General features: G+C 51.2%; 24 protein-coding genes. 15 read left to right on the top strand and 9 right to left on the bottom strand.

Annotated elements, in window-relative coordinates:
- Window positions 1-5: 5 nt before the first annotated feature.
- The 4 genes from mch to fae all read left to right on the top strand — a co-directional run bounded on the left by mch (window position 6) and on the right by fae (window position 3,440).
- A complete protein-coding gene (mch, locus tag JWZ98_RS13880; protein WP_033158129.1) occupies window positions 6-989 on the top strand; it encodes a methenyltetrahydromethanopterin cyclohydrolase in 984 nt (327 codons plus the stop codon).
- An 87-nt stretch (window positions 990-1,076) separates the two neighbouring features.
- The gene (locus JWZ98_RS13875) at window positions 1,077-1,979 is read left to right on the top strand and encodes a RimK family alpha-L-glutamate ligase (RefSeq protein ID WP_205450477.1); all 903 of its coding nucleotides are present in this window, start codon (window positions 1,077-1,079) and stop codon (window positions 1,977-1,979) included.
- Complete coding sequence (locus JWZ98_RS13870) at window positions 1,973-2,839, top strand: triphosphoribosyl-dephospho-CoA synthase (protein ID WP_205450476.1); 867 nt, start codon at window positions 1,973-1,975, stop codon at window positions 2,837-2,839. The genes JWZ98_RS13875 and JWZ98_RS13870 overlap by 7 nt, the downstream gene beginning before the upstream one ends.
- Window positions 2,840-2,924: 85 nt before the next feature.
- Complete coding sequence (gene fae / locus JWZ98_RS13865) at window positions 2,925-3,440, top strand: formaldehyde-activating enzyme (protein WP_033158126.1); 516 nt, start codon at window positions 2,925-2,927, stop codon at window positions 3,438-3,440.
- Between the two features lie 56 nt (window positions 3,441-3,496).
- Here the strand turns inward: fae and JWZ98_RS13860 are convergent, their stop codons facing one another.
- Window positions 3,497-4,180, bottom strand: coding sequence for a HisA/HisF-related TIM barrel protein (locus tag JWZ98_RS13860; RefSeq protein ID WP_205450475.1), 684 nt, complete (start codon window positions 4,178-4,180; stop codon window positions 3,497-3,499).
- A 20-nt stretch (window positions 4,181-4,200) separates the two neighbouring features.
- Here JWZ98_RS13860 and JWZ98_RS13855 point away from each other — a divergent pair, with 20 nt between their 5' ends.
- The 5 genes from JWZ98_RS13855 (at window position 4,201) to JWZ98_RS13835 (ending at window position 8,920) form a co-directional block, all read left to right on the top strand.
- Window positions 4,201-5,196 (top strand): ATP-grasp domain-containing protein, encoded by a 996-nt coding sequence (locus JWZ98_RS13855; RefSeq protein ID WP_205450474.1) that lies wholly within the window; start codon window positions 4,201-4,203, stop codon window positions 5,194-5,196.
- Between the two features lie 9 nt (window positions 5,197-5,205).
- Window positions 5,206-6,252, top strand: a complete 1,047-nt coding sequence (locus JWZ98_RS13850; RefSeq protein WP_205450473.1) for a hydantoinase/oxoprolinase family protein — start codon at window positions 5,206-5,208, stop codon at window positions 6,250-6,252.
- Window positions 6,253-6,331: 79 nt separating this feature from the next.
- Entirely contained in the window at window positions 6,332-7,705 is a 1,374-nt protein-coding gene (pabB, locus tag JWZ98_RS13845; protein WP_205450472.1) for an aminodeoxychorismate synthase component I, read from the top strand.
- Window positions 7,702-8,268 (top strand): uridylate kinase, encoded by a 567-nt coding sequence (locus JWZ98_RS13840; protein ID WP_205450471.1) that lies wholly within the window; start codon window positions 7,702-7,704, stop codon window positions 8,266-8,268. Before pabB ends, JWZ98_RS13840 begins: the two co-directional genes overlap by 4 nt.
- Window positions 8,261-8,920, top strand: coding sequence for a DUF2959 domain-containing protein (locus JWZ98_RS13835; RefSeq protein ID WP_205450470.1), 660 nt, complete (start codon window positions 8,261-8,263; stop codon window positions 8,918-8,920). Before JWZ98_RS13840 ends, JWZ98_RS13835 begins: the two co-directional genes overlap by 8 nt.
- A 1-nt stretch (window position 8,921) precedes the next feature.
- Here the strand turns inward: JWZ98_RS13835 and JWZ98_RS13830 are convergent, their stop codons facing one another.
- Complete coding sequence (locus tag JWZ98_RS13830; RefSeq protein ID WP_033158119.1) at window positions 8,922-9,356, bottom strand: DUF6694 family lipoprotein; 435 nt, start codon at window positions 9,354-9,356, stop codon at window positions 8,922-8,924.
- A gap of 115 nt (window positions 9,357-9,471) precedes the next feature.
- Between JWZ98_RS13830 and JWZ98_RS13825 the strand changes: the two genes are divergently transcribed.
- Both JWZ98_RS13825 and JWZ98_RS13820 read left to right on the top strand, forming a co-directional pair.
- Complete coding sequence (locus JWZ98_RS13825; RefSeq protein WP_205450469.1) at window positions 9,472-11,211, top strand: GTPase domain-containing protein; 1,740 nt, start codon at window positions 9,472-9,474, stop codon at window positions 11,209-11,211.
- Window positions 11,192-12,775, top strand: a complete 1,584-nt coding sequence (locus JWZ98_RS13820; protein ID WP_205450468.1) for a GTPase domain-containing protein — start codon at window positions 11,192-11,194, stop codon at window positions 12,773-12,775. The genes JWZ98_RS13825 and JWZ98_RS13820 overlap by 20 nt, the downstream gene beginning before the upstream one ends.
- Window positions 12,776-12,887: 112 nt before the next feature.
- On the opposite strand, the gene JWZ98_RS13815 is transcribed toward JWZ98_RS13820, so the two are convergent.
- A complete protein-coding gene (locus JWZ98_RS13815; protein ID WP_205450467.1) occupies window positions 12,888-14,504 on the bottom strand; it encodes a methyl-accepting chemotaxis protein in 1,617 nt (538 codons plus the stop codon).
- A 445-nt stretch (window positions 14,505-14,949) separates the two neighbouring features.
- Between JWZ98_RS13815 and JWZ98_RS13810 the strand changes: the two genes are divergently transcribed.
- Window positions 14,950-15,144: a hypothetical protein gene (locus JWZ98_RS13810; RefSeq protein ID WP_033156621.1), complete on the top strand. Its 195-nt coding sequence runs from the start codon at window positions 14,950-14,952 to the stop codon at window positions 15,142-15,144.
- A 91-nt stretch (window positions 15,145-15,235) separates the two neighbouring features.
- Here JWZ98_RS13810 and JWZ98_RS13805 read toward each other — a convergent pair whose 3' ends face one another.
- From JWZ98_RS13805 to JWZ98_RS13795, 3 genes are read right to left on the bottom strand one after another with little or no spacing between them, the layout of a single operon-like run.
- Window positions 15,236-16,741 carry a cbb3-type cytochrome c oxidase subunit I gene (locus JWZ98_RS13805; protein WP_205450466.1) on the bottom strand — a complete coding sequence of 502 codons (1,506 nt, stop codon included), beginning with the start codon at window positions 16,739-16,741 and terminating at the stop codon, window positions 15,236-15,238.
- Window positions 16,742-17,347: a cytochrome c gene (locus tag JWZ98_RS13800; protein WP_171695739.1), complete on the bottom strand. Its 606-nt coding sequence runs from the start codon at window positions 17,345-17,347 to the stop codon at window positions 16,742-16,744.
- A complete protein-coding gene (locus tag JWZ98_RS13795) occupies window positions 17,340-17,678 on the bottom strand; it encodes a hypothetical protein (RefSeq protein ID WP_205450465.1) in 339 nt (112 codons plus the stop codon). The genes JWZ98_RS13800 and JWZ98_RS13795 overlap by 8 nt, the downstream gene beginning before the upstream one ends.
- A gap of 111 nt (window positions 17,679-17,789) precedes the next feature.
- On the opposite strand from JWZ98_RS13795, the gene JWZ98_RS13790 reads away from it, so the two are divergent.
- Window positions 17,790-18,236, top strand: a complete 447-nt coding sequence (locus JWZ98_RS13790; RefSeq protein ID WP_205450464.1) for an Rrf2 family transcriptional regulator — start codon at window positions 17,790-17,792, stop codon at window positions 18,234-18,236.
- Window positions 18,237-18,283: 47 nt separating this feature from the next.
- On the opposite strand, the gene JWZ98_RS13785 is transcribed toward JWZ98_RS13790, so the two are convergent.
- The 3 genes from JWZ98_RS13785 to JWZ98_RS13775 are packed head-to-tail and all read right to left on the bottom strand — an operon-like array spanning window position 18,284 to window position 23,005.
- Window positions 18,284-18,922 carry an MBL fold metallo-hydrolase gene (locus JWZ98_RS13785; RefSeq protein ID WP_205450463.1) on the bottom strand — a complete coding sequence of 213 codons (639 nt, stop codon included), beginning with the start codon at window positions 18,920-18,922 and terminating at the stop codon, window positions 18,284-18,286.
- 59 nt (window positions 18,923-18,981) lie between these two features.
- On the bottom strand, window positions 18,982-20,172 hold the full coding sequence (odhB, locus tag JWZ98_RS13780) for a 2-oxoglutarate dehydrogenase complex dihydrolipoyllysine-residue succinyltransferase (RefSeq protein ID WP_205450462.1): 1,191 nt from the start codon (window positions 20,170-20,172) through the stop codon (window positions 18,982-18,984).
- Entirely contained in the window at window positions 20,162-23,005 is a 2,844-nt protein-coding gene (locus tag JWZ98_RS13775; protein WP_205450461.1) for a 2-oxoglutarate dehydrogenase E1 component, read from the bottom strand. The genes odhB and JWZ98_RS13775 overlap by 11 nt, the downstream gene beginning before the upstream one ends.
- 139 nt (window positions 23,006-23,144) lie before the next feature.
- On the opposite strand from JWZ98_RS13775, the gene JWZ98_RS13770 reads away from it, so the two are divergent.
- Window positions 23,145-23,840, top strand: coding sequence for a DUF2914 domain-containing protein (locus JWZ98_RS13770; RefSeq protein WP_205450460.1), 696 nt, complete (start codon window positions 23,145-23,147; stop codon window positions 23,838-23,840).
- Window positions 23,841-23,902: 62 nt separating this feature from the next.
- Window positions 23,903-24,220, top strand: coding sequence for an H-NS histone family protein (locus tag JWZ98_RS13765; RefSeq protein ID WP_033156614.1), 318 nt, complete (start codon window positions 23,903-23,905; stop codon window positions 24,218-24,220).
- Window position 24,221 lies beyond the last annotated feature (1 nt).

Here is a 24,221-nt window from a genome sequence, read left to right as displayed (position 1 = left end):
ACATCATGCAATACCAGGCAAGCGTCAATAAATTTTCCCAGCCCTTGGTTCAACAACTGTTGGATAACGCGGATAAATTACGGTTGGGTATCGAAAAGCTGGAAAACGGCTGCACCATTATCGATGCGGGTATTAAGGTGCCGGGCGGTCTGGAAGCTGGCCGAATTATCACCGAAATCTGCATGGGCGGCTTGGGTACCGCGACGATCTCGCAAAGTCCATACACCAGCCATTGGCCGCTGACCATTAATGTACACGCCAGCAATCCGGTGCTGTCTTGCCTGGGTAGCCAATATGCAGGTTGGAGTTTGTCGCACGGCAAATATTATGCCCTAGGTTCCGGACCCGCGCGGGCACTGGCAACTAAGTTGAAAGACGGTGCAGTAGAGCCGGTGGAAGAGCTTTATAAAGAACTGGAATATCGTGATAGTGCCGAGCAAACCGCGCTGGTCATAGAAAACGACGCCTTGCCGCCAATCGAAATCGTCGAGAAAGTCGCGGCGGCTTGCGGCGTATCGCCGGCCAATTTGACTATCATCGTCACGCCAACCAGCAGTTTGGCCGGCGGTGTGCAAGTAGTCGGTCGGGTATTGGAAGTAGCAATGCATAAAGCACACGCTTTGCACTTTCCGCTGGAAAACATTGTCGATGGTTCCGGTAGCGCGCCGATTTGCCCGCCGCATCCGAATTTCGTCAAAGCGATGGGTAGGACCAATGATGCAATTTTGTTCGCCGGCCAAGTGCATTTGTTCGTCAAAGGCAGCGACGAAGCGGCGGAGAAACTGGCGAAGGAATTGCCAAGTTCAACGTCCAAGGATTACGGCAAACCATTTGCCGATATTTTCAAAGCTTACGAATACGACTTTTTCAAAGTCGATGCGATGTTGTTCAGCCCGGCCAGCGTGATTGTCACTGCCGTCGAATCCGGCAAAAGTTTCCGCGCCGGTAAATTGGACAACGCCTTGCTCGATCTATCGTTCGGCGCTTAATTCGCTCTAACTCTCTTCGACAGCTAACAGGCCTTGCAGGGCAAGGTCAGTTAGCTTGTGTCGCTAACTTTTTCGACATACATTCCCTTGCGCCGAATTGCAATAATTACCGATGATCCGGGTTGGCACGGCAAGCAGTTGTGCTTGGCTTTTGCCGAGCGCGGTTATGCCGCCGAATATGTCTCGCTGACTGCCTGCAAATTGCAGTTAACGGTCTCGGATTTGCCGATTGTTATTCCCGGTTTTGAGCAAGAATTACCGGCGGCGGTTTTCGTGCGCGGCGTGCCCGGCGGTTCGCTGGAAGAGGTGGTGTTTTATCTGGATGTTTTGCACGGCTTAAAAATACTGGGCATACCGGTTTATAACGATGCCGGCGCTATCGAGCGTAGCGTCGATAAAGGCATGACCAGTTTTTTGTTGCAACATGGCGGTTTGCCGACCGCAATGACTTGGGTATTGCGGGAACGCGACGCCGCATTGGCGATTGCCGAGCAACAGTTGCGCGCCGGCTATTACCTAATCAGCAAGCCATTGTTCGGTTCGCAAGGCGAGGGCATTCGGCGTATCGAAAAATCTACCGATTTGCTCTGGCTAACCAGTAGTCACGGTATTTATTATTTGCAGCGCTTTGTCGAATGCGCCGGTGATGGCTATTCCGATGTGCGGGTGTTTGTGATTAACGGTAGGGCCGTTGCAGCCATGCGGCGGCGCGGCATTTCCTGGCTGAATAATGTGGCTAGAGGCGCGTCTTGTGAATGTATCGAACTGGAACCGGCTTTAGCAGGATTGGCGATTGCCGCCGTTGTTGTGCTAAACATGGATTATGCCGGGGTGGATCTAATTCAGGACGCCGATGGTGGTTACCGGATTATCGAAGTGAACAGTGTGCCGGCCTGGAAAGGCTTGCAAAGTGTTTGCGATATTAACATCGCCGAATGTTTGGTTGCTGATTTACTTGATCGATATTGCCTGCCAGAAAAAGTATGTTGAACAGGCAGCAATTGATGGACGCTTACCTACAAGCTTGCGAAATCGAGTTGCAAGCGTTCAAGCCTGGAAATGTTAGTGTTTATAGTGCTGCCGACGATATGACCGTTGACGATTTTCGTGTCAGCGCTCGGGTTAGCAGCGAGCCGATTACCAATCCGCAATATAGTTTGGGTGAAAAGATTTATTACGCAGTCAAGGCAACCCGCGAGGCGGTGGCTTGCAATACCAATCTCGGTATTATTTTGCTTTGCGCGCCATTGTTGCAAGTGGTTGCCGGTTTAAAAAAGGGCGAAAACTTGCGCGATGGTTTACGGCTATTGCTGGAAATTACGACCCGTGAGGATGCAGATTGGGTTTTCAAGGCTGTCACCTTAGCTGCGCCGGCAGGTTTGGGCGAATCTGCACAGCACGACGTACAAAAACCGGCGGATGTGACGCTGACCGAGGCCATGGTTTTTGCCGCTGACAAGGACCGAATTGCGTTGCAATACGCAACAATTTTTAAAGACGTTTTTGATTTCGGCGTTTTAAGATATAATCGTGCTTTCGTTTTGTCTGGCGATTGTGCTTGGGCGGCGTTAGCGGTTTTTACCGCAATGCTGGCTCAATATCCCGATAGTCATATTGAGCGGAAGTATGGAGAGCGGTATTCAGAGTGGATCAAGGCTGAGATGCATAAACTCGAGAGAGCGATGCAAACAGCTGGTGAGCCTGAAGAGCTTTTGCCAGTATTGTATGATCTGGACAAAGCTTTTAAGGCACAAAGGATCAATCCGGGTACAACAGCTGACATAACTGTAGCGACAGTACTGGTGGTGCTTCTGGAACAACTTATCGGTGAAGGAACCGGTGGGTTATAGAGGGAACTAAGCAGAAACTACAATCTTGAGACACGAAAGTGTCTATTTTTTTGGTTCAATCTAATCTTTAGGGGATAAATTTAAAATGGCAAAAATCAATAACTTGCGCGTTGGCGAATCTTTGGTTGGTGAAGGCAACGAAATTGCTCACATCGATTTGATCATCGGCCCACGCGGCTCAGCAGCTGAAACTGCTTTCGCAAATGCTTTGACAAACAACAAAGACGGTTTCTCTACTCTGTTGGCTGTTGTTGCTCCTAACCTGTTGGTTAAACCTGCAACCATCCTGTTCAACAAAGTAACCATCAAAGGCGCAAAACAAGCTGTTCAAATGTTTGGACCAGCTCAACGCGCTGTTGCTATGGCTGTTGCTGATTCCGTTGAAGACGGCACTATCCCTGCTGACGAAGCTGACGATTTGTTCATTTCTGTTGGTGTTTTCATCCACTGGTTGGCTGAAGACGATGCAAAAATTGAAGAATTCAACTACAAAGCCACCAAAGAAGCTATCGCTCGCGCGGTTGCCGGCACTCCAACTGCTAAAGAAGTTGTTGCTGCTAAATCTGGTGCAAAACACCCATTTGCTACTAACAACGTTTAAGTTTTTAGTTTCAAAGGCTGTCGAAGATACCCCGGCTTGCCGGGGTATTTTTTTGCCTAAAATTTTTCCAGTGTAGCGGCGTCGATACTGCCGTTATGCAGGGCGCTAGCCAATAACACAGCAGCAATACCGATAGTTTTCAGGCGCATGAGATCGTTCACATCCCGAACCCCGCCAGCCGCGACAAAATGTTTGTCGGGATGATCCTGGCAAAGTCGGCTGAGTTTTGCAAAGTCCGGACCCTGATTGCTGCCGACCAAATCCAAGGTCATCACCACATTAGTTTTCGGCCACAGTTCCGGACTTTCCAGCCACCCAGGATGTCCCAAGACTTGGTTATATTTAAAATCCAGCGATAGGATGAGATCGGTATTTTTTAACGATACGGGTAGTCGTTGCGACTCGGTACCGATGACCGGCTTACAGTTTATTCCGCGATTCGTTGCAGCAAGTGCTTGGTAGCTATTGCCCTTATCCAGCCAAAATTCCTTGTTTGGATATTGGCTAAATAAGTTGTCGATAGCCTCGTCGTGGTTACCTTGGCCGGTGATTGCGTCTAAGTCTGCGATATAAAACTTTGGAAATGGATACAGCTTTAATAAACTCGACACGACTTGGTTTATTTGGCTGCTATCGCATATTGACGAGGTGAGATGCACGGGTTGATAACGGCTGCGGTCTCCGCCTGCAGCGTGGACCACCAGGCCGTCTTTCAAATCAATGACGGGAATAATCTGCATAAGCCAAGCGAGTTTTAGAATTGAGAGTTCTGGTATTTGAATTTATTACCGGCGGCGGTTTGGTCGGGCAGGCATTGCCTGCTTCGCTGGCGACGGAAGGCAGCTTGATGTTACAGGCTTTAATCGCCGAACTGAAGTGTCTGGACGATCTTCAGCTATGTGTGCCCTTGGATGAGCGCTGCGCCAGACCGGATATGCTGTTGCCAGGCGAAATTGTGACGGTAAGCGCCGCTTGCGACATCTTTGCATTGTTGCGGGATTTACTGACACAAGCTGATCTGTTTTGGCCCATCGCACCGGAAAGCGACGGAATGTTGCAGAGCTTGGCCGAGCTGGCTCTTGCCGCGAATGTCGAAGTCTTATTATCCAATCCGGCGGCCTTGAGCGTATGCGCCAATAAGTATTCAACTTATCAAGCGTTGAAGAAACGGAATATTCCGGCGGTGGCAACTTATCTGCTTAGCGAAGTGGAGGAGGGTATCGGTTTAGCGGATAAGCTTGTCGTCAAGATTGCGGACGGCGTCGGGTGCCTTGATAGTTTGCAAGTCGATGCCGAGCAGGTGCCGCCCGCTATTGCCGAATTAACCGATCCGTATCGCTATGTGTTACAGCCTTATATTCACGGACAGGCTGCGAGTTTGTCTTGTTTGTTTAAGCATGGCCAAGCCTGGCTTATCTGCTATAACCACCAGCAAATTGCTTTGCAGCAAGGCCGATTTAGTTTGCAAGGCTGTTTAGTGAATTTACAAACCGATAAGCTGAGCTTTTATCGAAATTTGGTAATCGAAATAGCCGACGCGCTGCCCGGATTGTGGGGCTACGTAGGTATCGATGTTATCGAGAACGCCAAACTAGGTCCGCTGGTGTTGGAAATTAATCCGCGTCTGACCAGTTCTTACGTCGGCATCCGCCAAGCGACCGGGATCAACGTGGCCGAACAGGTTTTGCGCCTGCGCCATGCCGAACCGGTGTTACAGCCGTATAGAAATGAAACAGTTCAAATCCATATCAATTAAAAAGGCAAAATGAACAAACAGATTGCAGGTTGGGACATCGGGGGTGCGCACGTCAAGTTGGCGTTGCTGGATCAGTCCGGATATATCCAGGCCCTTGCTCAGCAGGCTTGTCCATTATGGAAGGGGATAGAGTATCTGCATGGCACTTTGGCCGATTTGGCTGGCCAATTCGATTTACAAGATTGCCGGCATGCCGTGACCATGACAGGTGAACTGGTGGATTGCTTTACCAGTCGCGAACAAGGTGTCAACGCCATTGTTCAGGCAGTTTGCGAGCATTTCAATGCCGAGCAGGTATCGGTATTTGCCGGCTTGCGCGGCTTTTTGCCCGCAGCGCACATTCAAGCTTCCGATTGCATGGACATCGCTTCCGCTAACTGGTTGGCTAGTCTGATGTGGGTGGCCAAGTGCTTGCCAAATGTCTTATTTGTGGATATAGGCAGCACCACGACCGATATTTTGTTGGTCGAAAATCACAGGTTAAAGGTGCAAGGCTTCACGGATTATCAGCGCTTGGTCTCCGGCGAGCTGGTGTATACCGGCATTGTCCGCACGGCGGTGATGGCGATTGCCCAGGATGCAGAATTCAACGGCCAATCAATGGGTTTGATGGCCGAGTATTTCGCGACGATGGCTGATGTGTATCGTTTGACCGGCGATTTGAACGAAGCGCACGATCAGAGCGACACCGCCGATGGTGCGGAAAAGTCGGTTTTGGCTAGCGCCCGCCGCTTGTCGCGGCTGACCGGTTACGAATTCAGCGAGAGCGATCACGCACTCTGGTTGGCATTTGCCGAGCACCTCAAAACCAAGCAAATACAGAAAATCAGCCAGTCTTGTGTCAGACAATTGCAAAGGGCGGCAGCCGGCTCTGCGATTAAATTAGTCGGTGCCGGTGTTGGCCGCTTCCTGGCGCGGGACATGGCTGCGGATTTGGGCTTGGAGTATCTGGACTTTACCGATTTGCTACCATTAACCGCTAAAACCAATGATATTAATGCTGGCGACTGTGCGCCGGCCGCCGCCGTGGCTTATCTTGCCGGCGGGTTTGGTTAAAGCCTGCGGCTGGGGTAAAATCGGTATATTGCAAATCATGTCCTTGCGGCACATTCCGGCCGCTTAACAGCACTTCTTAATGCCTTTAGCCAAACCCATCAAACAACCGCTGCCTTATTTTCAAGACAGTGCAGCATTATTTGCCCCGCGGGCGCAGCAGCCTTGGGCGGTATTTCTGGATAGCGCGCAGCCGCACAGCCACCAGGATAGGTTCGATATTATCGCCTATGCCCCAGTCGTAACCCTGCAAACACGCGGTGATATGACGTTTATCGAACGCGATGGCGTGATTAGCGAAAGTACCGAGGATCCTTTTGAGTTGTTGAAACAACAGTTAGGTGCGCCCTTAGCCAGCGTTGACGGTTTGCCGTTCAATGGCGGCGCCATTGGTTATTTTGCTTATGATTTGGCCAGACGCATCGAGCGTTTACCGGCGATGGCCGACGACTCGGAAAATCTGCCAGAGATGGCGGTGGGCATTTACCGCTGGGCGGTGATTGTCGATCACCAGCATCGGCAAAGCTGGTTGGTCAGTGTCGACTTGCCGGAAAGCGAGCAGCAAAGATTAATCAACGAATTCAGTGTGATTTCTACGCCGGCTGAGACTACAGCGTTTAAAGTGCTGCAAGCACCGCGCGCCAATATGGTCAAACAGGCTTACGCCGCGGCTTTTCAGCGCATCAAACATTATTTGAAAGAGGGTGATTGCTATCAAATCAATTTGACCCAGCGCTTTGAAAGCCCTTGCCAAGGCCAGCCATGGCAAGCGTATCAAATATTACGGCAGATCAACGCTGCGCCATTCAGCGCTTATCTGAACTTTCCGGATGTGCAGGTCTTAAGTTCGTCGCCGGAGCGGTTTTTAAAAGTCACCGACGGCACCGTGGAAACCAAACCCATCAAAGGTACCCGACCGCGCCGGAATGATTGGGAAGCCGATCAGGCACAGATCGAAGACTTGGTGTCCAGCACCAAGGACCGGGCCGAGAATGTCATGATCGTCGATCTACTCCGCAATGATTTGGGCAAGAGTTGCAAAAAAGGTTCGGTGTGGGTGCCGAGCTTATTCTCGGTAGAAAGCTATACCACCGTACATCACTTAGTCAGTACCGTGACGGGGGTGCTAGCGGAAGGCCAGCATGCCATCGATTTATTGCGCAGTTGCTTTCCAGGCGGCTCGATTACCGGCGCGCCGAAAATCCGGGCGATGGAAATCATCGAGGAACTGGAACCGCATCGGCGCGGCATTTATTGCGGGGCGATCGGGTATATCGGTTTCGACGGCAATATGGACACCAATATCGCCATCCGCACCTTGGTGCACAATCACGGCACGATACGTTTTTGGGCGGGCGGCGGCATCGTCAACGATTCACAGTTGGACGAGGAATACCAGGAATGCTTCGATAAGGCCGCCGCCTTATTGCAGTTACTCCAACAGTTTGGCGTATGACGTGTGTAATCAAGCTGGGCGGCAGCTTGCTGGAAACAGCCGCCTTGCCCGCTTGCCTGGCGGCAATCGCCAATCGCGCCGGCCCAATTGTTATTGTGCCCGGCGGCGGGCCGTTTGCCGAGCAAGTGCGCATCGCGCAAAGTCAGTGGGGTTTTGATGATGTGGCGGCGCACCGGATGGCAATTCTGGCGATGCAGCAAATGGCCTGGTTGATGAATAGCCTGATGCCCGAATTTGCTGTCGTCGCTGATGCGGCAAAATTACGTTGCGCAGCGCAAGTCAATTCTGTTGTGATCTGGTCGCCGCAAGTCGAGCAATTGGATAAAGCCAATATCGCCGCCAGTTGGGACGTTACTTCGGATAGTTTGGCGGCCTGGTTGGCTGGTTTTATCGAAGCCGATGAGCTAATCATCGTTAAGTCGGCCTACGTTTCTGGGCAAGCAAGTTTGCAGGATTTACAGCAACAAGGCGTCCTTGATGCTGCTTTCCCGCACTTCACCGCTCAGACACACTACAAAATAACCGTGATCAATAAAGACCGCTTCCTGTCCCACCATGATTAATTTTATTAAAGCCATACTGAACAAGCGTTTGCGCAAGGCTTATTATCAAAGCCGGGAATCCTTACTGGGCCATCAAAAACGCGACATTGTCGTTATGCAGGTCGGGCAGGCTTGCGAGAGTTTGAAGGACAGCCGCGATCAGTTCGTGGATGCACTGGATAAATTCAAAAGCATCGTTAATGTGAAGGATAGTTCGCTTGAACAACGCTATCAGCAACTCAAACGCCGCTACGATCTGTGCAAGGGCAAGGCCGACCAAGTCAGCCAGCGCATTCAAGCGGTGGAAGAGATTAGCGAAGCGTTGTTCAACGAATGGGAAGCCGAGCTGGCTCTATACAGCAACCGGGCTTTAAAGGCGCGCAGTCAGCAGCAACTTAAAAAATCCCGGCAGCAATATGCCCGCTTGTTAAAAGCCTTGCAGAACGCAGAAACCCGTATGCATCCGGTATTGGCGGCGTTTCAGGATCAGGTGCTGTTTTTAAAACACAACTTGAATGCCCATGCCATCGCGGCACTGCGGCACGAGTTTATGGAAATCGGTGTGGATATTTCGCGGTTAATCGAGGTGATGGAAAAAACCATCAGCGAGGCCAGTCAGTTTGTCGCGGTTCTGGTGGAACAGAAACAACTGCCGGCCCCAGTGCGTAAGTAACTTACATGGCGTGCATTTTGTAATCGACTCTTGCCGGTGGGTTTTTGTCACGTTGGTCAGGGGTTTTCTTGCGGTTTTGGTCGATACGTTCTTGCGAGTATTGGGAAATCATTTGGTCCCAGTTGTCGTATTTCTCATAGTCTTTGCTGCCGGCCGCTTTGCGTTTGGCAAACAGTTCTTTACCGGCTTCTACCAATTGTTCCGGTGTCTTGCCATCGATAGCGTCCAAAAACTCCTTGTTATTGCGGATTTCATCGCGTAAGGTCCAGAAAGACACTTCAAACTCAATGCGTTGGTCCAGCGGCAATTTTTCCTTGATTTGACTGATTGATCGATTGACCGTTTTTAAACTGCTGCCGTTGATTTGGTTGCTTTTATTGCAACCGGCTAAAAATGCGCAGATTAAAAAAACCAAAACAGTAGACGCTTTTTTCATGATGTAGCCCCCCAGTGGCTAAATAAACAAACCCGAATTTTGTATTTATAATGGTTGCAACGCGGGTTACCAAACAAACCAAATTACTCGGTAATTAAAAATACAAGCTTACCACATGCTGGAATTTATCCAACTTCTCAAACAGCGTTACCAAACTGTGCTACAGCAGCTGGATAAAAAAAATCCCCAGTACCTGGATTATCAGCAACGTATCGAACAATTGTTACACGGCGAAGCCTTTATTCGCAAAGGCGAGCTCCTTGACAACAATCCCGGTTTTCCGCTGCAAATCGCCGTCATCGGGCCGACGCAGGCTGGTAAAAGTTCTGTGGTCAATCTGCTGTTAAATGCCAGCGCCGCCGGTGTGAGCCCGCTGGCCGGTTACACGGTGCAGGCCCAGGGTTTTTGCCACAGTCTGACGCCTGAGGATTGCGACGGGATGCAGCATTATTTCGGCCGCTTTCAGCGTTTGGAGCAAACTGAATTGCGTCCTGGACGATACGACTGCTATTCGCTTAGTCCTAGCCCCGGTGCTTCAGCTTTGTTGCCTGCCTGTGTCTGCTGGGATACGCCGGATTTCGATTCGATAGACGCCGCGGACTATCGGGAAGGCGTGATCCGCACGATTGCCCTGGCCGACATCGTGGTTCTGGTGGTGAGTAAAGAAAAATACGCCGATCAATCGGTGTGGGAAATGATGAAAGCCATCGAGGTTTTCCAGCAGCCAACCCTGATTTGCATCAATAAACTCAATGAGGGCAGCGAGCAGGTGATTTTGGATTCGTTGCGGCAAAAGTGGCTACAGACCCGTCACGATCCTTTACCTACTCTGGTGCCCTTGTTATTCCAAAAAGCCCCGGCGGTGCCGAACTGGCCGCAATCGGCCTCGCATGCCTTTAACGAACTGGCGAAAAAAGTCACCCGTCACAAACATGTTGCTCGCCAGCAGCAATTAATCAGCCGCTATTGGCTGGACTGGCTAGAACCGGTGTTTGCCGAACACCATGCCCAGCATCATTGGCAAACCCTGGTCGATCAAGCGTTGGCGCAAGCGGTTAAGGAGTACCAGCGGGATTATCTCAACCATCCGCATCATTACGAAACCTTCCAAAACGCTTTATTAAATTTGCTCACCTTGCTGGAAATCCCCGGCATCGCCAAAGCGCTAGGCAAGACCCGGCGGGCCATGACCTGGCCGTTTCGTAAATTATTCGCGTGGGGCGGCGGCACGCCCATCAATCCCAATCAGGAACTCGGGGTGTTGAATCAGTTGGGCGAACATCTCTTGATCCAGATCGCCGACCGCTTGCTGGAAAAGACCGAAACCGAGCCGGCCGATAGTCGCTGGTGGAAAGAAACCGCGATGGCGCTGAGACAAAAACGCGGCGATTTATTACAGATTTACAGACAAGCAGTGATGGACTATCACAGCGATTTTCAACAAGATGTGGAAGCCTCGGCGCAACGTTTATACGTAAAGCTGCAAGAACAGCCGATGATTCTGAATAGCCTGCGCGCCACCCGGGTTACCACCGATGCCGGTGCCTTATTGCTGGCTATTCAGGCCGGTGGCATCGGCGTCCACGATTTGGTGCTCACGCCCTTGATGCTGACCATGACTTCCTTGTTGGCGGAAAGCGCCATCGGTAGCTATATGCATAAGGTCGAAGCCGAATTAAAGCAGCATCAGCTCAATACCGTGAAGACGGCATTGTTTGAGACCTGCCTGAAACAGCGGCTGTATTTGTTGCCGCAAGGCGTGCTGTCGCCCACCCGTTTTAATATCTCCGAACAACAATGCCACGCCGCGGAGCAGGCGCTGAAAGAGAAGAAACATGGCTTACGATTACTCTGAATTGCTGACCCAAGCCCAGCAATGGGCTGCAGCCGCGCAAGCCGAAGGCCGATTGAGCGCGGAGCGGGCGCAATTATTGACCACAATAGATGCGCGCAGTACGGAAGCTCTATTTGCGGCGAGTCAAACCGACCCGCAGACCAGACCTTTGATTGTGGCGTTCATGGGTGGTACCGGCGTCGGCAAAAGCAGCTTATTGAATCGTTTGGCGGGGCAGGCGATTGCCCGGGCCGGCATCGAGCGGCCCACCTCTCGGGAAGTGACTCTGTATCACCACCAAAGCCTGGCGATTAACAAACTGCCGGCAGGTTTGCCGCTGGACAGCATCAAGATCAGCCAGCACAACGATGCGGCCAATAGCCATATCGTCTGGATTGATATGCCGGATTTCGACAGCGTCGAACTCGGCAACAAGCGTTTGGTATTGGAGTGGCTGCCGCATATTGACGTTTTACTGTATGTAGTCAGTCCGGAACGCTACCGCGACAACAAAGCCTGGCAATTGCTGCTGGCGGAAGGCGCGAAACACGCCTGGCTGTTTGTGATGAATCAGTGGGATCGTGGTCAGCCGGTGCAATACGACGATTTTAAACAGCAGCTGGGTAAGGCCGGTTTTACCGATCCTTTGATTTTTCGCACCAGTTGCAGCGAACCGGACGGCGATGAGTTTGCCGGGTTGCTGGAGCAGTTGCGGCAACTGTCCGGACAGCATAGCGTTGCGCAACTGGAACAGCGCAGCCAGCAATTGCGCCGCCAACATTTAAAGCAGACCTTGCAGCAACTGGCTGACGATTTATCTGGCCAAGATTATGTGCAATGTCAGCAAAATTTTGAGACGCTTTGGCTGCATACCGAAGCCGGCTTACAGCAAGGTTTGGCCTGGCCGATTAAACAGCTCGCGCAATTCTGGGCGGAGAACCTGGGCCAACCAGCCGACATCAAGCTGTGGGACGACTGGGCGCAGAACCGTCTGAACGATTTGCTGGACGAACTGGTTCTGCAAGCCGCACAAGCCAACATCCCCAGCAAACCCTTGAAAGTTGCGTTGCAAGGGATCCGCGATAACACCGAGAAAAACCTGACTGCTCAAACCGAATTGGCCGGTCGACAGGCTTTATTGCAGCCCGGCAACGGTGCTCAGCGTTTTCTGCTGACATTGACGGCGATTTGCGAAACGGTCTTACCGCTGGCGGCGATGGGCGCCGTCGGTTATCAGGTATTCTCCGGCTATTACCACAGCGCCGCCGATGCTACTGCTTACTTGGGTGCCGATTTTGCAATTCACAGTGTGTTATTGATCGGTTTGAGCTGGCTGATTCCGTTTTTCCTGCACAAAAAAATTCAGCCGTCTTTGCAGAAAGCAGCATTGAAAGGTTTACAGAAAGGTTTGCAGCAGGCCTTGGCGGCGGTGATGGCGGAGATCAAGCAGGTGTTGTTGAGCGAGCAGCAACGGAACGAAATGCTGGGTCAGCAGTTGACGCGGTTGATCGAGCGTTGCGGTGCTGAATCAGCGATGGTTGTCGAAAATGGCAGCCTTCTGGGTCGGGTATTATTGGCTAAGTGAGATTATTCAGCTTAAGGTTTGAGTGCTGACATTACCGTAAACTCAGGTGATCCAAGCCTGGAAATCGTTAAGTTTGTGCCTAAGTAACGCAGCCGCATTCTGCGCTGAATGCTTATAATTTGAAGCGTGCAGCCAACTTATCGAGGCTAGCGGCCTGTTGTGCCAATTGTTCTGCGCTCTGCTTGGTTTTCTCTACGGTTTTAGCCAGCGAGTTGGCATTTTGCGAGATCTGTTCCACCCGATTAGCCATATCGCGTGTAGCAGCCGATTGCTGGCCCAGTGCGCCGCTAATCCCGTCTACCGACAGAGTCACGCGGTATTGGGCGTCGAGAATTTCGTTGACCGATTGGCCAGCCTGGCTGGACAGCGCTACGCCGGATTCAACGCCGGTTACCCCGCTTTCCATAGCCTGCACAGCGGCTTTGGAGGCTTGACGAATTTTTTCCACCATCAATTTAATTTCACCGCTGGACGTGCTGGTGCGTTCGGCAAGCGTTCTGACTTCGTCTGCAACCACCGCAAAACCTCGGCCGTACTCGCCGGCGCGGGCGGCCTCAATCGCGGCGTTTAGAGCAAGCAGATTGGTTTGTTCGGCGACACCGTGAATTACGTCGACAATACTGGTTATTTCCGAGCTGATTGATTCCAGATTGCGAATGTAGTCAGCCGCATTCACGACAATGGCTGAAATTTTTTGCATCTCTATGGCGGTGGAGCTAATTACCTTGGTGGATAACTCCGCGCGCTGTCCTGATTCGAATGCAACCTGCTTGGCGTCCAGCGCATTACCGTTGACTTGTTCGAGCGATACCGATAGTTGTTCGATAGTGGCCGCCATACTGCAAGCTGCGTCGTAACCGTTATTGGCGATAATCGATTCTTGCGCGGCGGCCTCCAACAGGTCCGCCGAATATCGATTAAGCTGGAATACGCCGTTGTGCATATCGGAGATTAGATTGTGTAAGTTCTTGCGCATCTGCGCTAACTTTCTGAGAAGTTGTCCGATTTCATCGTCGCCTGCATCGGGGATCACTACCGTCAGGTCGCCGGCGGCGATAGCCCCCGTGACTTTTTCCGCTTGATCAAGGCTGTAGCGGATTTGTTGGATAATCACGTAGGCCATTATCACGAATGCGATTGCCCCCAGCAAGGCCACTCCAACCAGATACCAGGTTGTGCTACCGACGGTTTGGTTAAGGTTTGCCAAGGTCTCATTGGAATATCCGTTGGAAATTTTGACGGTTTCTGCCAATGCTTCGCGATGCCGTTCGTACTGTTCATCCAGGCGTTCCATAGCCAGGTCCATTGTTTTTACGTCACCTTCCTTGATTGCTGGAATATAGCGTCCCTCCAATTCTTTCCACCACTGATCGGCTTGTTCGCGTTGCGTGCCCAATATGGCTTGTTTTAGTTGGGCTGGAATCTCCTGTGCGGACTCCCAATAGCGATTGCGGGTGTCGTACTCGATTTTCAATTCTTTTAACCGCGCATACTTAGGGTCTTTATCTTTGTCGTGGTATAGCTGCTCGGCCATCAACTGAGCTTCAACCAGAAATAAGGGGGGCGGTAGAATGTCGGCGAGGATGTCTTTACTTTTCCCCATGCGGTGAGCTGCATCGCCGACATAATCTAAGGCGTGATAGCCAAGTAAAGCCAGGCCGGCCAGCAGTAGCGACGCAAACCAAGACATCAGTTGAAGTTTGGCGGCTATCGAAAAACGATTCAGCATACGCATTCCCCCTATATTAATAACGTGAAAGCTGAGTAGAAATTGTAGAAGAAATTTTCAATGCAACAATCAGTCACTTAGATAGAGCTGAAATATAGCAAAGGCGGTGGGTCAGTCTGCGAGTGAGCGAATATCGACAGATGCTTGGATTACCTAGGATTGAGTGGCGTTGACGGTAAGCGAGCTTATTATTTGTCGGGTTTGTGTTGTTTAACAAATGCCCAAACAAGGTGTTGCTTAACGCGGAATGAGCAGGGCTAATCTACCGGTGGTTCTGGTTTATTTCTTGCTGTAAGTTAGCTGAGCCGCAAAATGGCCTGAATTAACTGTTATTCATGTCGTTTTCATAACATCGCTCAGGCCGAATGTTCGATGGCCTACAGAGGTTCGATCATTCACGCGGTTCGACCTGTATTTATAAAACCTATATCAAGAGGAATAGACAATGGCAGAGTTTTTTATTGAGATAAGCGCGCAGGAAAATGGTGACCACCTGATTCATAAATCCAGCTGCTCTTTGCTGCCGGCTAAAGAGGCGATTTATTATCTGGGTTCAATCAGCAACGTGGTCAGTGCGGCGAAGAAGGCTAGTGAGAGATTTGCCAAGCCAACCGCTTGTTCGCAATGTTCTCCGGTTTGAGGTAGAGCCTTTATAAGGCGAATACGGCAGCGTATTCGCCTTAAGCGTTTGAAAAATCGGTGGATGCCCAAGCGGTAAGCACACCGTTGGTTTATTCGGCTACTGCTTCGCTGTCAATCACTGCCGCGGGCCGTTGCTCGCCCTTGCCGATTTCCAATAAATCCCAAAACAACAAACCGCCGCCCGCCGCCGTCATCAAACCAAATACCATGCGCCAGACCATTGCTTGCATGAACCAGGGATGATTTTGTGCGGCAAAATAGCCGGCCCAAGTTGAGCCTTCCACCGCGCGTTCGATAAACGATTGTTCGTAGCCGGCGATCAATAAAGCCACCGTCATGCCCATCACGCCCAGGTTTAATAGTACCGCTGCGGTTTTCCAGCGCCAGCCATTGGCAAGCTCGCCGCCCATCCAGACCTTACCGCGCGCTTGCTGTGCCGCCAGATAGAAGAAGGCGATGTTGATGGTGGCATAAGCGCCGAAGAAAGCTAAATGGCCGTGCGAAGCCGACCATTGGGTACCATGAGTATACAGATTGATTTGTGGCAGAGTGTGCATGAAGCCCCAAACGCCCGCACCGAGAAAGTTACCGAAAGCATGGGCTATGATCCAGGCCAAAGCAGGGTGGTTGCTGTTTTTGAAGCGGTGCGCGCCGGCGTCGTAGATGGAATGTACTACCATCGCCACCAAGGGGATGGGTTCTAGCGCCGAAAAGAAGCCGCCGATGGTGAACCAGTATTCAGGTGTGCCGATCCAGAAGTAGTGATGGCCCAAGCCCAAGATACCGGAACCGAACATTAAGGCCACTTCGATATACAGCCAGGTTTGCACGACTTTGCGACGCACGCCCAGCAATTTCATCAAGCTCCAGGCCATGATGCAGCCGACCAATACTTCCCAGGTGGCTTCCACCCACAAATGGATCACCCACCACCACCAGTATTGGTCGACGGAAATATTGGTGACGTAAAACATGCCGGCCAGATACAAACCGGCCAGCGCGACCAGGTCCAAAGTCAACACGCCGGCGATGCCCGACCATTTGCCCTTGGCAAAGGTGGCGGCGACGTTGTAGAAAAAGGTCAATACCACCACGACGATGCCGATGTCGGCCCAGCGCGGCGCTTCGATGTATTCGCGGCCTTCGTTGATCAACCAGAGTGAGGTATCGGTACCGCTGCCGATTTGAATCAGCAAGTACACCAAGACCACGACGGTGACGGCGCCGGTCAATACCCAGAACGCCAATTGTCCCCATTTCAGGCCGACGATTTCGACGCCGCTTTCATCTTCCAGAAACCAGTACACCGAGCCGAGGAAACCGTAAAGCATCCATACCACCATGGCGTTGATGTGCACCATGCGGTTGACGTTGAAATCCAGGATTTCGTAGAGAAAGCTGGGGAAGATGAATTGCAGACCGGCCAACAGGCCGAACAGCAATTGCGCCATAAACAACACCATCGCCACGGTAAAATAATGTACCGCCAGTTTTTGGCCGCCGCTCAGATGGGGATTGGCCATGAGTTTGGTATGGCGTTGCTTGCAACCGGCCCAGCAGTTCGCCGCTTTTTCTTGATAAGCTTGTAAGGTCATTTATTGTTCCTCTTCGCCCAGCGCGATGAAATTATGCGGGAAGCCATTGGTGTCGATAGACGACATCCATTTCAGGAAAGCAACGATGGCTTCCGCTTCGGGTGGCGTGATGTCCAGATTGGGCATCTTGCGGTTGGAGCCGTAGGTGCGGGCATTTTTTTCCGGGTCCAGCAGGAAATTCACCATCATTTGTTCGCGCGATTCCTTGGCTCCCCAACCTTGATCCAGCCAGGCTTTGGTCAAGTCCGGCGCATAGTAGGCGCCGTTGCCGAGCAGGGTGTGGCAGTTCATGCAGTTCTTGGCTTGTACGGTTTTTTTGCCGTGATCGATCAGTTTTTCGGCGTCTTCTTCGCTGAGGGTTTTGCCGAACAACGGTGCGTCCTCGCCTATGGTGGGTTGGTAGCGCTGCTTGGCTTTGTCGAAGCGATAACTTATGTCTTTGTTTATCACGCTATAAGCCGGCACGCGCGGACCGCCGGCACTGATTTGTTTCATCGAATCGAAGCTTAAAATAACCAGCAGTACAAAAGATCCGCCGGTCACCCAGATCGCGGTTTTTTTCCAGAATGTTTCCGACGCCCAGCGGGGCGGACTTTGCTCAGTCATGATGATCTCCAGATTGATGAGAGTGATGTGTATCTGCATCGTGCGTCGCGGCGCACAGCTTCCAGATAAAACGCGGCATCCAGCCGTAGCCGAGTACCATTAACAAGGACAGCAGCAGCCAATAATCGTTAAAATGATTGACGTAGCTGAACACCCCGACGCAAATCAGCAATGCGACGTAGATTAACCAGGCGGCGAGCTCGAATTTGCGGCGGCCGCTGATCTTGGACCAGGCATACAACGCCGCATACACGGTAGCCAGCAAGATGATCAACGCCGCACTGAAAAAGCTCAGGAAAAAATCGGATAGGGCAACGGGTTCGATCAACATTAAATTTTACCGCCGGACAGTTTTATAACATGCGTTTAAAATGCAACTTTCCGGCAAGTGTAAGCGTCATTAACATTTATTTCAAATACGGCTTTTACCAAATTCACCGACATGCAATTGACTGCACATACCGATTACGCGCTGCGCGTACTGATTTATCTGGCTATCAACACTGAAAAACGGGTAACAATTACTGAATTAGCCGATTTTTTCGGCATCTCCAGAAACCACTTGGTCAAGGTGGTACACAAACTGGGCGTAAAAGGTTTTGTGCTGACGGTACGCGGCAAAGGGGGCGGCATTTGTTTGTCGCGGCCGGCGCGGGAGATCAGTGTCGGCAATGTGGTAAGGGAAGTGGAGGGGCACTTCCAGATGGCCGAATGTTTTAATCCCAAAAAGCAGGGTAGTTGTGCGCTGGAGAAAGGGTGCGGGCTGATAGGATTGTTAGGCGGCGCTGTCGAGCAGTTTTTACAGACTTTGGACAAGGCGGTTTTGAGCGATTTGGTGAGTCAGCCTTCGGCACAACAATTCGTCAGCCTGACCAAATTGGAGCGCTAGTAGTGACGATGAACGCTCCGTATGCCTTTTGATTGTTGAGGAGGCCGTTAACGGTAGGCTCCGACATAAGGATTGCTGCGCATTTCCGCACCAAACGTCGACATCGGCCCGTGACCGGGGATGAATTTAACATCCTCACCCAAGGGCCAAAGTTTTTGCTCAATGGAATCGATGAGGGTTTGATGGTCGCCTTTTGGGAAATCGGTACGACCTATCGAGCCTTTGAACAACACATCGCCAACCAGAGCCAGACGCTGTGCCTCGCTGAAAAACACCACATGGCCAGGTGTGTGTCCGGGGCAATGGATCACCAGTAACACTTCATTACCCACCTTAACCGTATCGCCGTCGTTCAGCCAACGCTGTGGGGTAAAACTCACCGATTCCGGAAAACCGAACATCCGGCATTGCTGTGACAAGGCCTCGATCCAGAAGTTATCTTCAATTTGCGGGCCGATGATCGGCAACGAGAGTATTTCCGCCAACTCCGCCACGCCGCCAACATGATCGAGATGGCCGTGGGTGACCAGAATCGATTCCAGCTCCACGCCTTGCTTTTTGACTTCCTTTAACAATACATCCAGATCGCCGCCCGGATCGACCAGCGCGGCTTTATTGGTTTGTCCGCAGACCAGCAAGGTGCAATTTTGTTGGTAGGCGGTGACGGGAATAATGGTGTAGCGCATGAAATTGATGTTGGCTGGAGGTTGGACTCCCGCTCGCGCGGGAGTGATAGATCAGTAAGTTAGATATTTAGTAATAAATGTGCCGGCGCTTCCAGACACTCTTTGATGATACCCAAAAATTGCACCGCTTCCTTGCCGTCTATCAAGCGATGGTCGTATGACAAGGCCAAGTACATGATGGGCCGAATCACGATTTCGCCGTTTTCCACCACTGGCCGGTCCTTGATGGCGTGCATGCCTAAAATCGCGCATTGCGGCGGATTCAGGATAGGCGTGGACAACATGGAACCGAAGATGCCGCCGTTGGTGATGGTAAAGGTACCGCCGCTGAGGTCTTCGACGCTGATTGAGCCGTTGCGGGCTTTATTGCCGAAATCGTGTATGCCTTTTTCGATGCCGGCGAAATCCAGTTGGTCGGCGTCGCGCAAAATCGGCACGATTAGGCCGCGCGGTGTAGTCACGGCGATACCGATGTCGTAATAACCGTGGTAGATAATATCGCTGCCGTCGATGGATGCGTTAATGGCCGGGAAGCGTTTTAAGCCTTCGATGGATGCCTTGACGAAGAAGGACATGAAACCCAGCTTGATGCTGTGCTTGGTTTCGAAACGATCTTTGTAGTGATTGCGCAGATCGATGACGGCGCTTAGATTGACTTCGTTAAAGGTAGTCAGCATCGCCGCATTTTGCTGGGCTTGCAGCAAGCGTTCGGCTACTTTGGCACGTAAGCGAGTCATCGGCACTCGCTGTTCCGGCCTCAGGCTGGCGACGGCTGTGGCGGACAACGGCGAGTGGGTTTCCGTAGCCGGCGCGGGCGCGGGAGTAGGCGCAGGTGGCGCATCTTTCGTTTGCGTGTTCAAGAAATCCAAGACGTCGGTTTTCAGAATCCTGCCATGTTTGCCGGAGCCGGCGATGGCTTGTGGATCAAGATCCTTTTCGGCAACCAGTTTGCGAACGGAAGGGCTAAGCACGGCTTCTTCGGTTTTTTCGGCTGCCTGGGCTGGTTTGGTTTGCTGGGCGTCCAGTTTGGCGAGTAGTTGGCCGCCAACCACGGTTTCGCCGTCTTGTACCACCAGTTCCAGAAGAGTTCCGGATTTGGGGGCCGGTACTTCCAGGATGACTTTGTCGGTTTCGAGATCAGCCAGATTGTCGCCTTCGTTTACCCATTCGCCCGCCTGTTTGTGCCATGCGACTAAGGTGGCATCGGATACGGATTCGGGAAGGCTGGGGACCAGTATTTCAAAGCTCATGTGTATTTCCTTCGTTGCTGCCATAGAGCGCGGCGTTTACCACGGCGCGTTGTTCATTGAGATGGGTTTTGTAATTGCCGACCGCCGGAGAAGCCGACGCGACCCGGCCGGCATAACTGATCGGGATATTCTTGTCTAGCAAATCGAAAAAATGGTGCTTGCTTTGGTACCAGGCGCCTTGGTTTTTAGGCTCTTCCTGACACCAGACAATATGTTCGACATTGGGATATTTGTCGATTTCGCGTTTGAATTGTTCGTTCGGAAACGGGTAGAGCTGCTCGATACGAATAATCGCGACATGGCGCAGTTGCTCCTGATCCAGGCGGCGGGCCTCCAACAAATCGAAATAGACTTTGCCGGCGCACAATACTATGCGTGTGACATGGTAGGGATCGATATCGTCTTGTTCGCCTATCACGTTCAAAAATTCGCCGTCGGTTAAATCGCTGAGTGTCGATACCGCCAGCTTGTGTCGTAGCAGGCTTTTCGGGCTCATGACGATCAGCGGCTTACGATATTGGCGTAACATTTGCCGGCGCAGCAAATGAAAAATTTGCGCCGGGGTGGTGGGGACGCAGACTTGGATATTGTGGTCGGCACACAACTGTAAATAGCGCTCCAGGCGAGCCGAGGAATGTTCCGGGCCTTGGCCTTCAAAACCGTGCGGCAGCAGCATGACCAAACCGCTGAGCTTGCCCCATTTGGTTTCACCGGAGGAAATGAATTGGTCGATGACCACTTGCGCGCCGTTGGCGAAATCGCCGAATTGCGCTTCCCAGATCACCAATTTATTCGGTTCGGTGGAACTGTAGCCGTATTCGAAACCCAAGACGCCGGCTTCCGAGAGCAGGGAGTTAAAGATTTGGGCGCGGCCCTGGTTTTCGCTCAAATGTTTGAGCGGGATGTAGTTTTCACCGTTGGCCTGATTCAGCAAAATGGCATGGCGATGCGAGAAAGTACCGCGGCCTATGTCCTGGCCGGTCAATCGCATGTCATATTTTTCCAGTAGCAGCGACGCATAAGCCAAATTTTCCGCGAAACCCCAATCCATCGGGATTTCGCCGGCCGCCATTTTATTGCGGTCATCCATGACTTTGGCGACTCTGGGGTGCAACTCAAAACCCTCCGGCAAGCTTTGCAAGCGTTGGTTGCAGAATTGGAGATACTCCAAGCTTATCGAGGTGTCGGCCGGCGTGTCCCAATGTTTGTTTTGATAGGGCACCCAGCGCGCTGAGTATGAGTAAACATTGTTTTCGATAATCGGCCGTGATACCGGTTGCCCCTCGTTGAGCAGTTGTTGGTAATCCTGCTCCATTTTCTGCACCATGTCTTCGGTGACGACACCTTCCGCCATTAATTTTTGAGCATAGATTTGCGGCGGCGTTTGGTGGTCGCGGATGGATTTGTACATCATCGGCTGGGTAGCCGCCGGTTCGTCGGCTTCGTTGTGGCCGTGGCGGCGATAGCAAATCAAGTCGATAACCACATCTTTATGAAAGGTATTGCGGTAATCCAATGCCAATTGCGTGATGAAAATCACCGCTTCCGGATCGTCGCCGTTGACGTGAAATACCGGCGCCTGAATCATGTTGGCAACGTCGGTGCAATACAGGGTGGAGCGCGCGTCGAACGGGTTGCTGGTGGTAAAGCCGATTTGGTTATTAATGACGATATGTACCGTTCCGCCCGTTGAAAACGCCCGCGTTTCCGACATATTCAAGGTTTCCATCACAATACCCTGGCCGGCAAACGCGGCGTCGCCGTGAATTAATATCGGCAAAATTGCGTCAAAACCATCCGGGCCATGGCGATCTTGGCGGGCTTTTACTGAACCTTCCACCACCGGATTGATGATTTCCAAATGCGAGGGGTTGAAGGCCAGCGTCAAATGAATCGGGCCACCCGGTGTGGCGATATTGGACGAAAAGCCTTGGTGGTATTTGACGTCGCCGGTCAATACGCCGGGCGAGGACGTGTGAGTGCCCTCGAATTCGCCGAACAATACCGCCGGGCTTTTACCCAATATATTAATGAGTACGTTCAACCGGCCGCGGTGGGCCATGCCGATGACGATTTCCTTGCCTTTGTGTTCGCCGGCGCGTTGGATTAATTCGTCCAGTATCGGAATCAAAGACTCACCACCTTCCAGCGAAAAGCGTTTTTGGCCGACATATTTGCGGTGCAGGAAGCGCTCCAAGCCTTCGGCCGCGATCAGCAACTTTAAAAGCCATTGGCGTTTTTCCGGGTGGCTGCTGAAATCCGGTTTTGCGCCTTCCAGTTTATCCTTGATCCAACGCTTCTTCTCGTCATCGACGATGTGCATGTATTCGCTGCCGATGCTGCCGCAGTAAATCTCGTTAAGCGTTTGAATAATGGCTTTTAAGGGCAAGCGATCAACGCCGCACAAACCGCCGGTGTCGAACAGTGTGCTCATGTCCGCATCCGTCAAACCATAATATATGGGTTCTAAGTCGGCTGGAATGCTTTGCGATTGGCCAAGCGGGTTGTTAGAGGCTATCTGATGGCCTTTGACCCGGTAATGATTGATCAAACGGGCTACCGCCGATTGCTTCTTGACGCTTTGCTCGGTAAAACCCTGCATTCTGGCCAGTCTGCCTGGTTCCGCAATCGCCAACTTTTCAAAGCGTTCCACAATTACACTGTGCGGCGTATCCTCGGTGGCACCACTGCGAATGTGGTCGAAGCGCTGTCGCCAGCTCGGGCTGATGGATTCCGGATTGCTCAAGTACTGTTCGTACAAGTACTCGATGAAATGGGCGTTGCCTCCGTATAATGAGGAGGACTCTTCAAATTGTTTAAGCAGGCTACTCATGCAAACATCCAGGTTTTCGGCAAGTTCAGCCGATTATGTTAGAACTAAAATGTTATATTACCAAGGACAATGTGTTGTAACGGGCTAGTGCATCAAGTGATTCCAGTTTCATTTGGTTGATTCAATATCGGGAAAAAACATGGCTGATAATAAAGTAGTTATCAAAATTAATTATGATAGGAAACACCCAAGCATAAACGCGGAGCCGCAAACGGTAACGGTTTGGCATATTCGCAGGATACTGGTTGCGGTTCTGGTGTTAGTTTTGATGCTAATAGTATTATTTTCATGGTTTGGTGGCGGCGATGAAGATACCGATACTCAGATCGATACCACGGAAAAAGTTCAAAAATTAAATACACCGGATGTTGAAATGGTTGAACGGCAGGAGCCTGCGCTATTGGAAAAGCCAGTGCCGGCGATAGTGCGGCAGGCATCAGCTAACTCAGAAAGTGTTAAAAAAATAGACAGTGTTAAAAAGCCGGCGGCGATTATATTGGACCGCAAGGTTATCAGAGCCTCTTTAAATACCGAGCCGAAGGATGATGAGCCCGGCGAACCGATTAAGTCGCCGCTGAGAGTTATTCCTAACCAATCACGGGAAGTTTTTTATTTTAGTGAGATAAAAAACATGAAGGGTAGATCTTTGTTTCATCGATGGTCGCGTAACGGTCAAATCGTGCATCAAAAACAATTGGATATGAAAGATAAAATAACCAAGGTATGGTCTAGTAAAATCTTGTCTGCCAAAGATAAAGGCGAATGGCAAGTACAGTTGACGGATAAGAAAGGTAAGGTATATTCCGAGGTCAATTTTTCAGTTAACCCTGAATAATAGTTTTATTTATAAACGCCGGGTGATAGAATTGCTTGCGTTTTTTGATTAACGAGGAAAATATGACTGACTTTAATAAACTATCCGAAGCCGAATTACAGGCTGTTATTGATAATGCCGAAAAAGCATTAAAAGAAAGACAATCCAGTAAACGTAAGGAAGTTATTGCGCAAATTAAGGAATTAGCGGCTTCTATCGGTGTAACGGTCGATATTCAAGACGGCGAAAAAAAATCCGAAAGAAAAACCGGCAAAGTTGCGGCTAGATACCGTAGTCCTAACGATGCGTCCTTAACTTGGTCTGGCCGTGGATTGGCGCCGAAATGGATGCAGGAACTACTGGCCTCAGGTCGCAATAAAGCCGAGTTCGAAATTAAATAAT

This window comes from Methylomonas sp. EFPC1 (assembly GCF_016925515.1).
Taxonomy (GTDB): Bacteria; Pseudomonadota; Gammaproteobacteria; order Methylococcales; family Methylomonadaceae; genus Methylomonas; species Methylomonas defluvii.
Note: the sequence above shows the minus strand (reverse complement) of the source record. Positions and strands in the feature narration are given on the sequence as shown.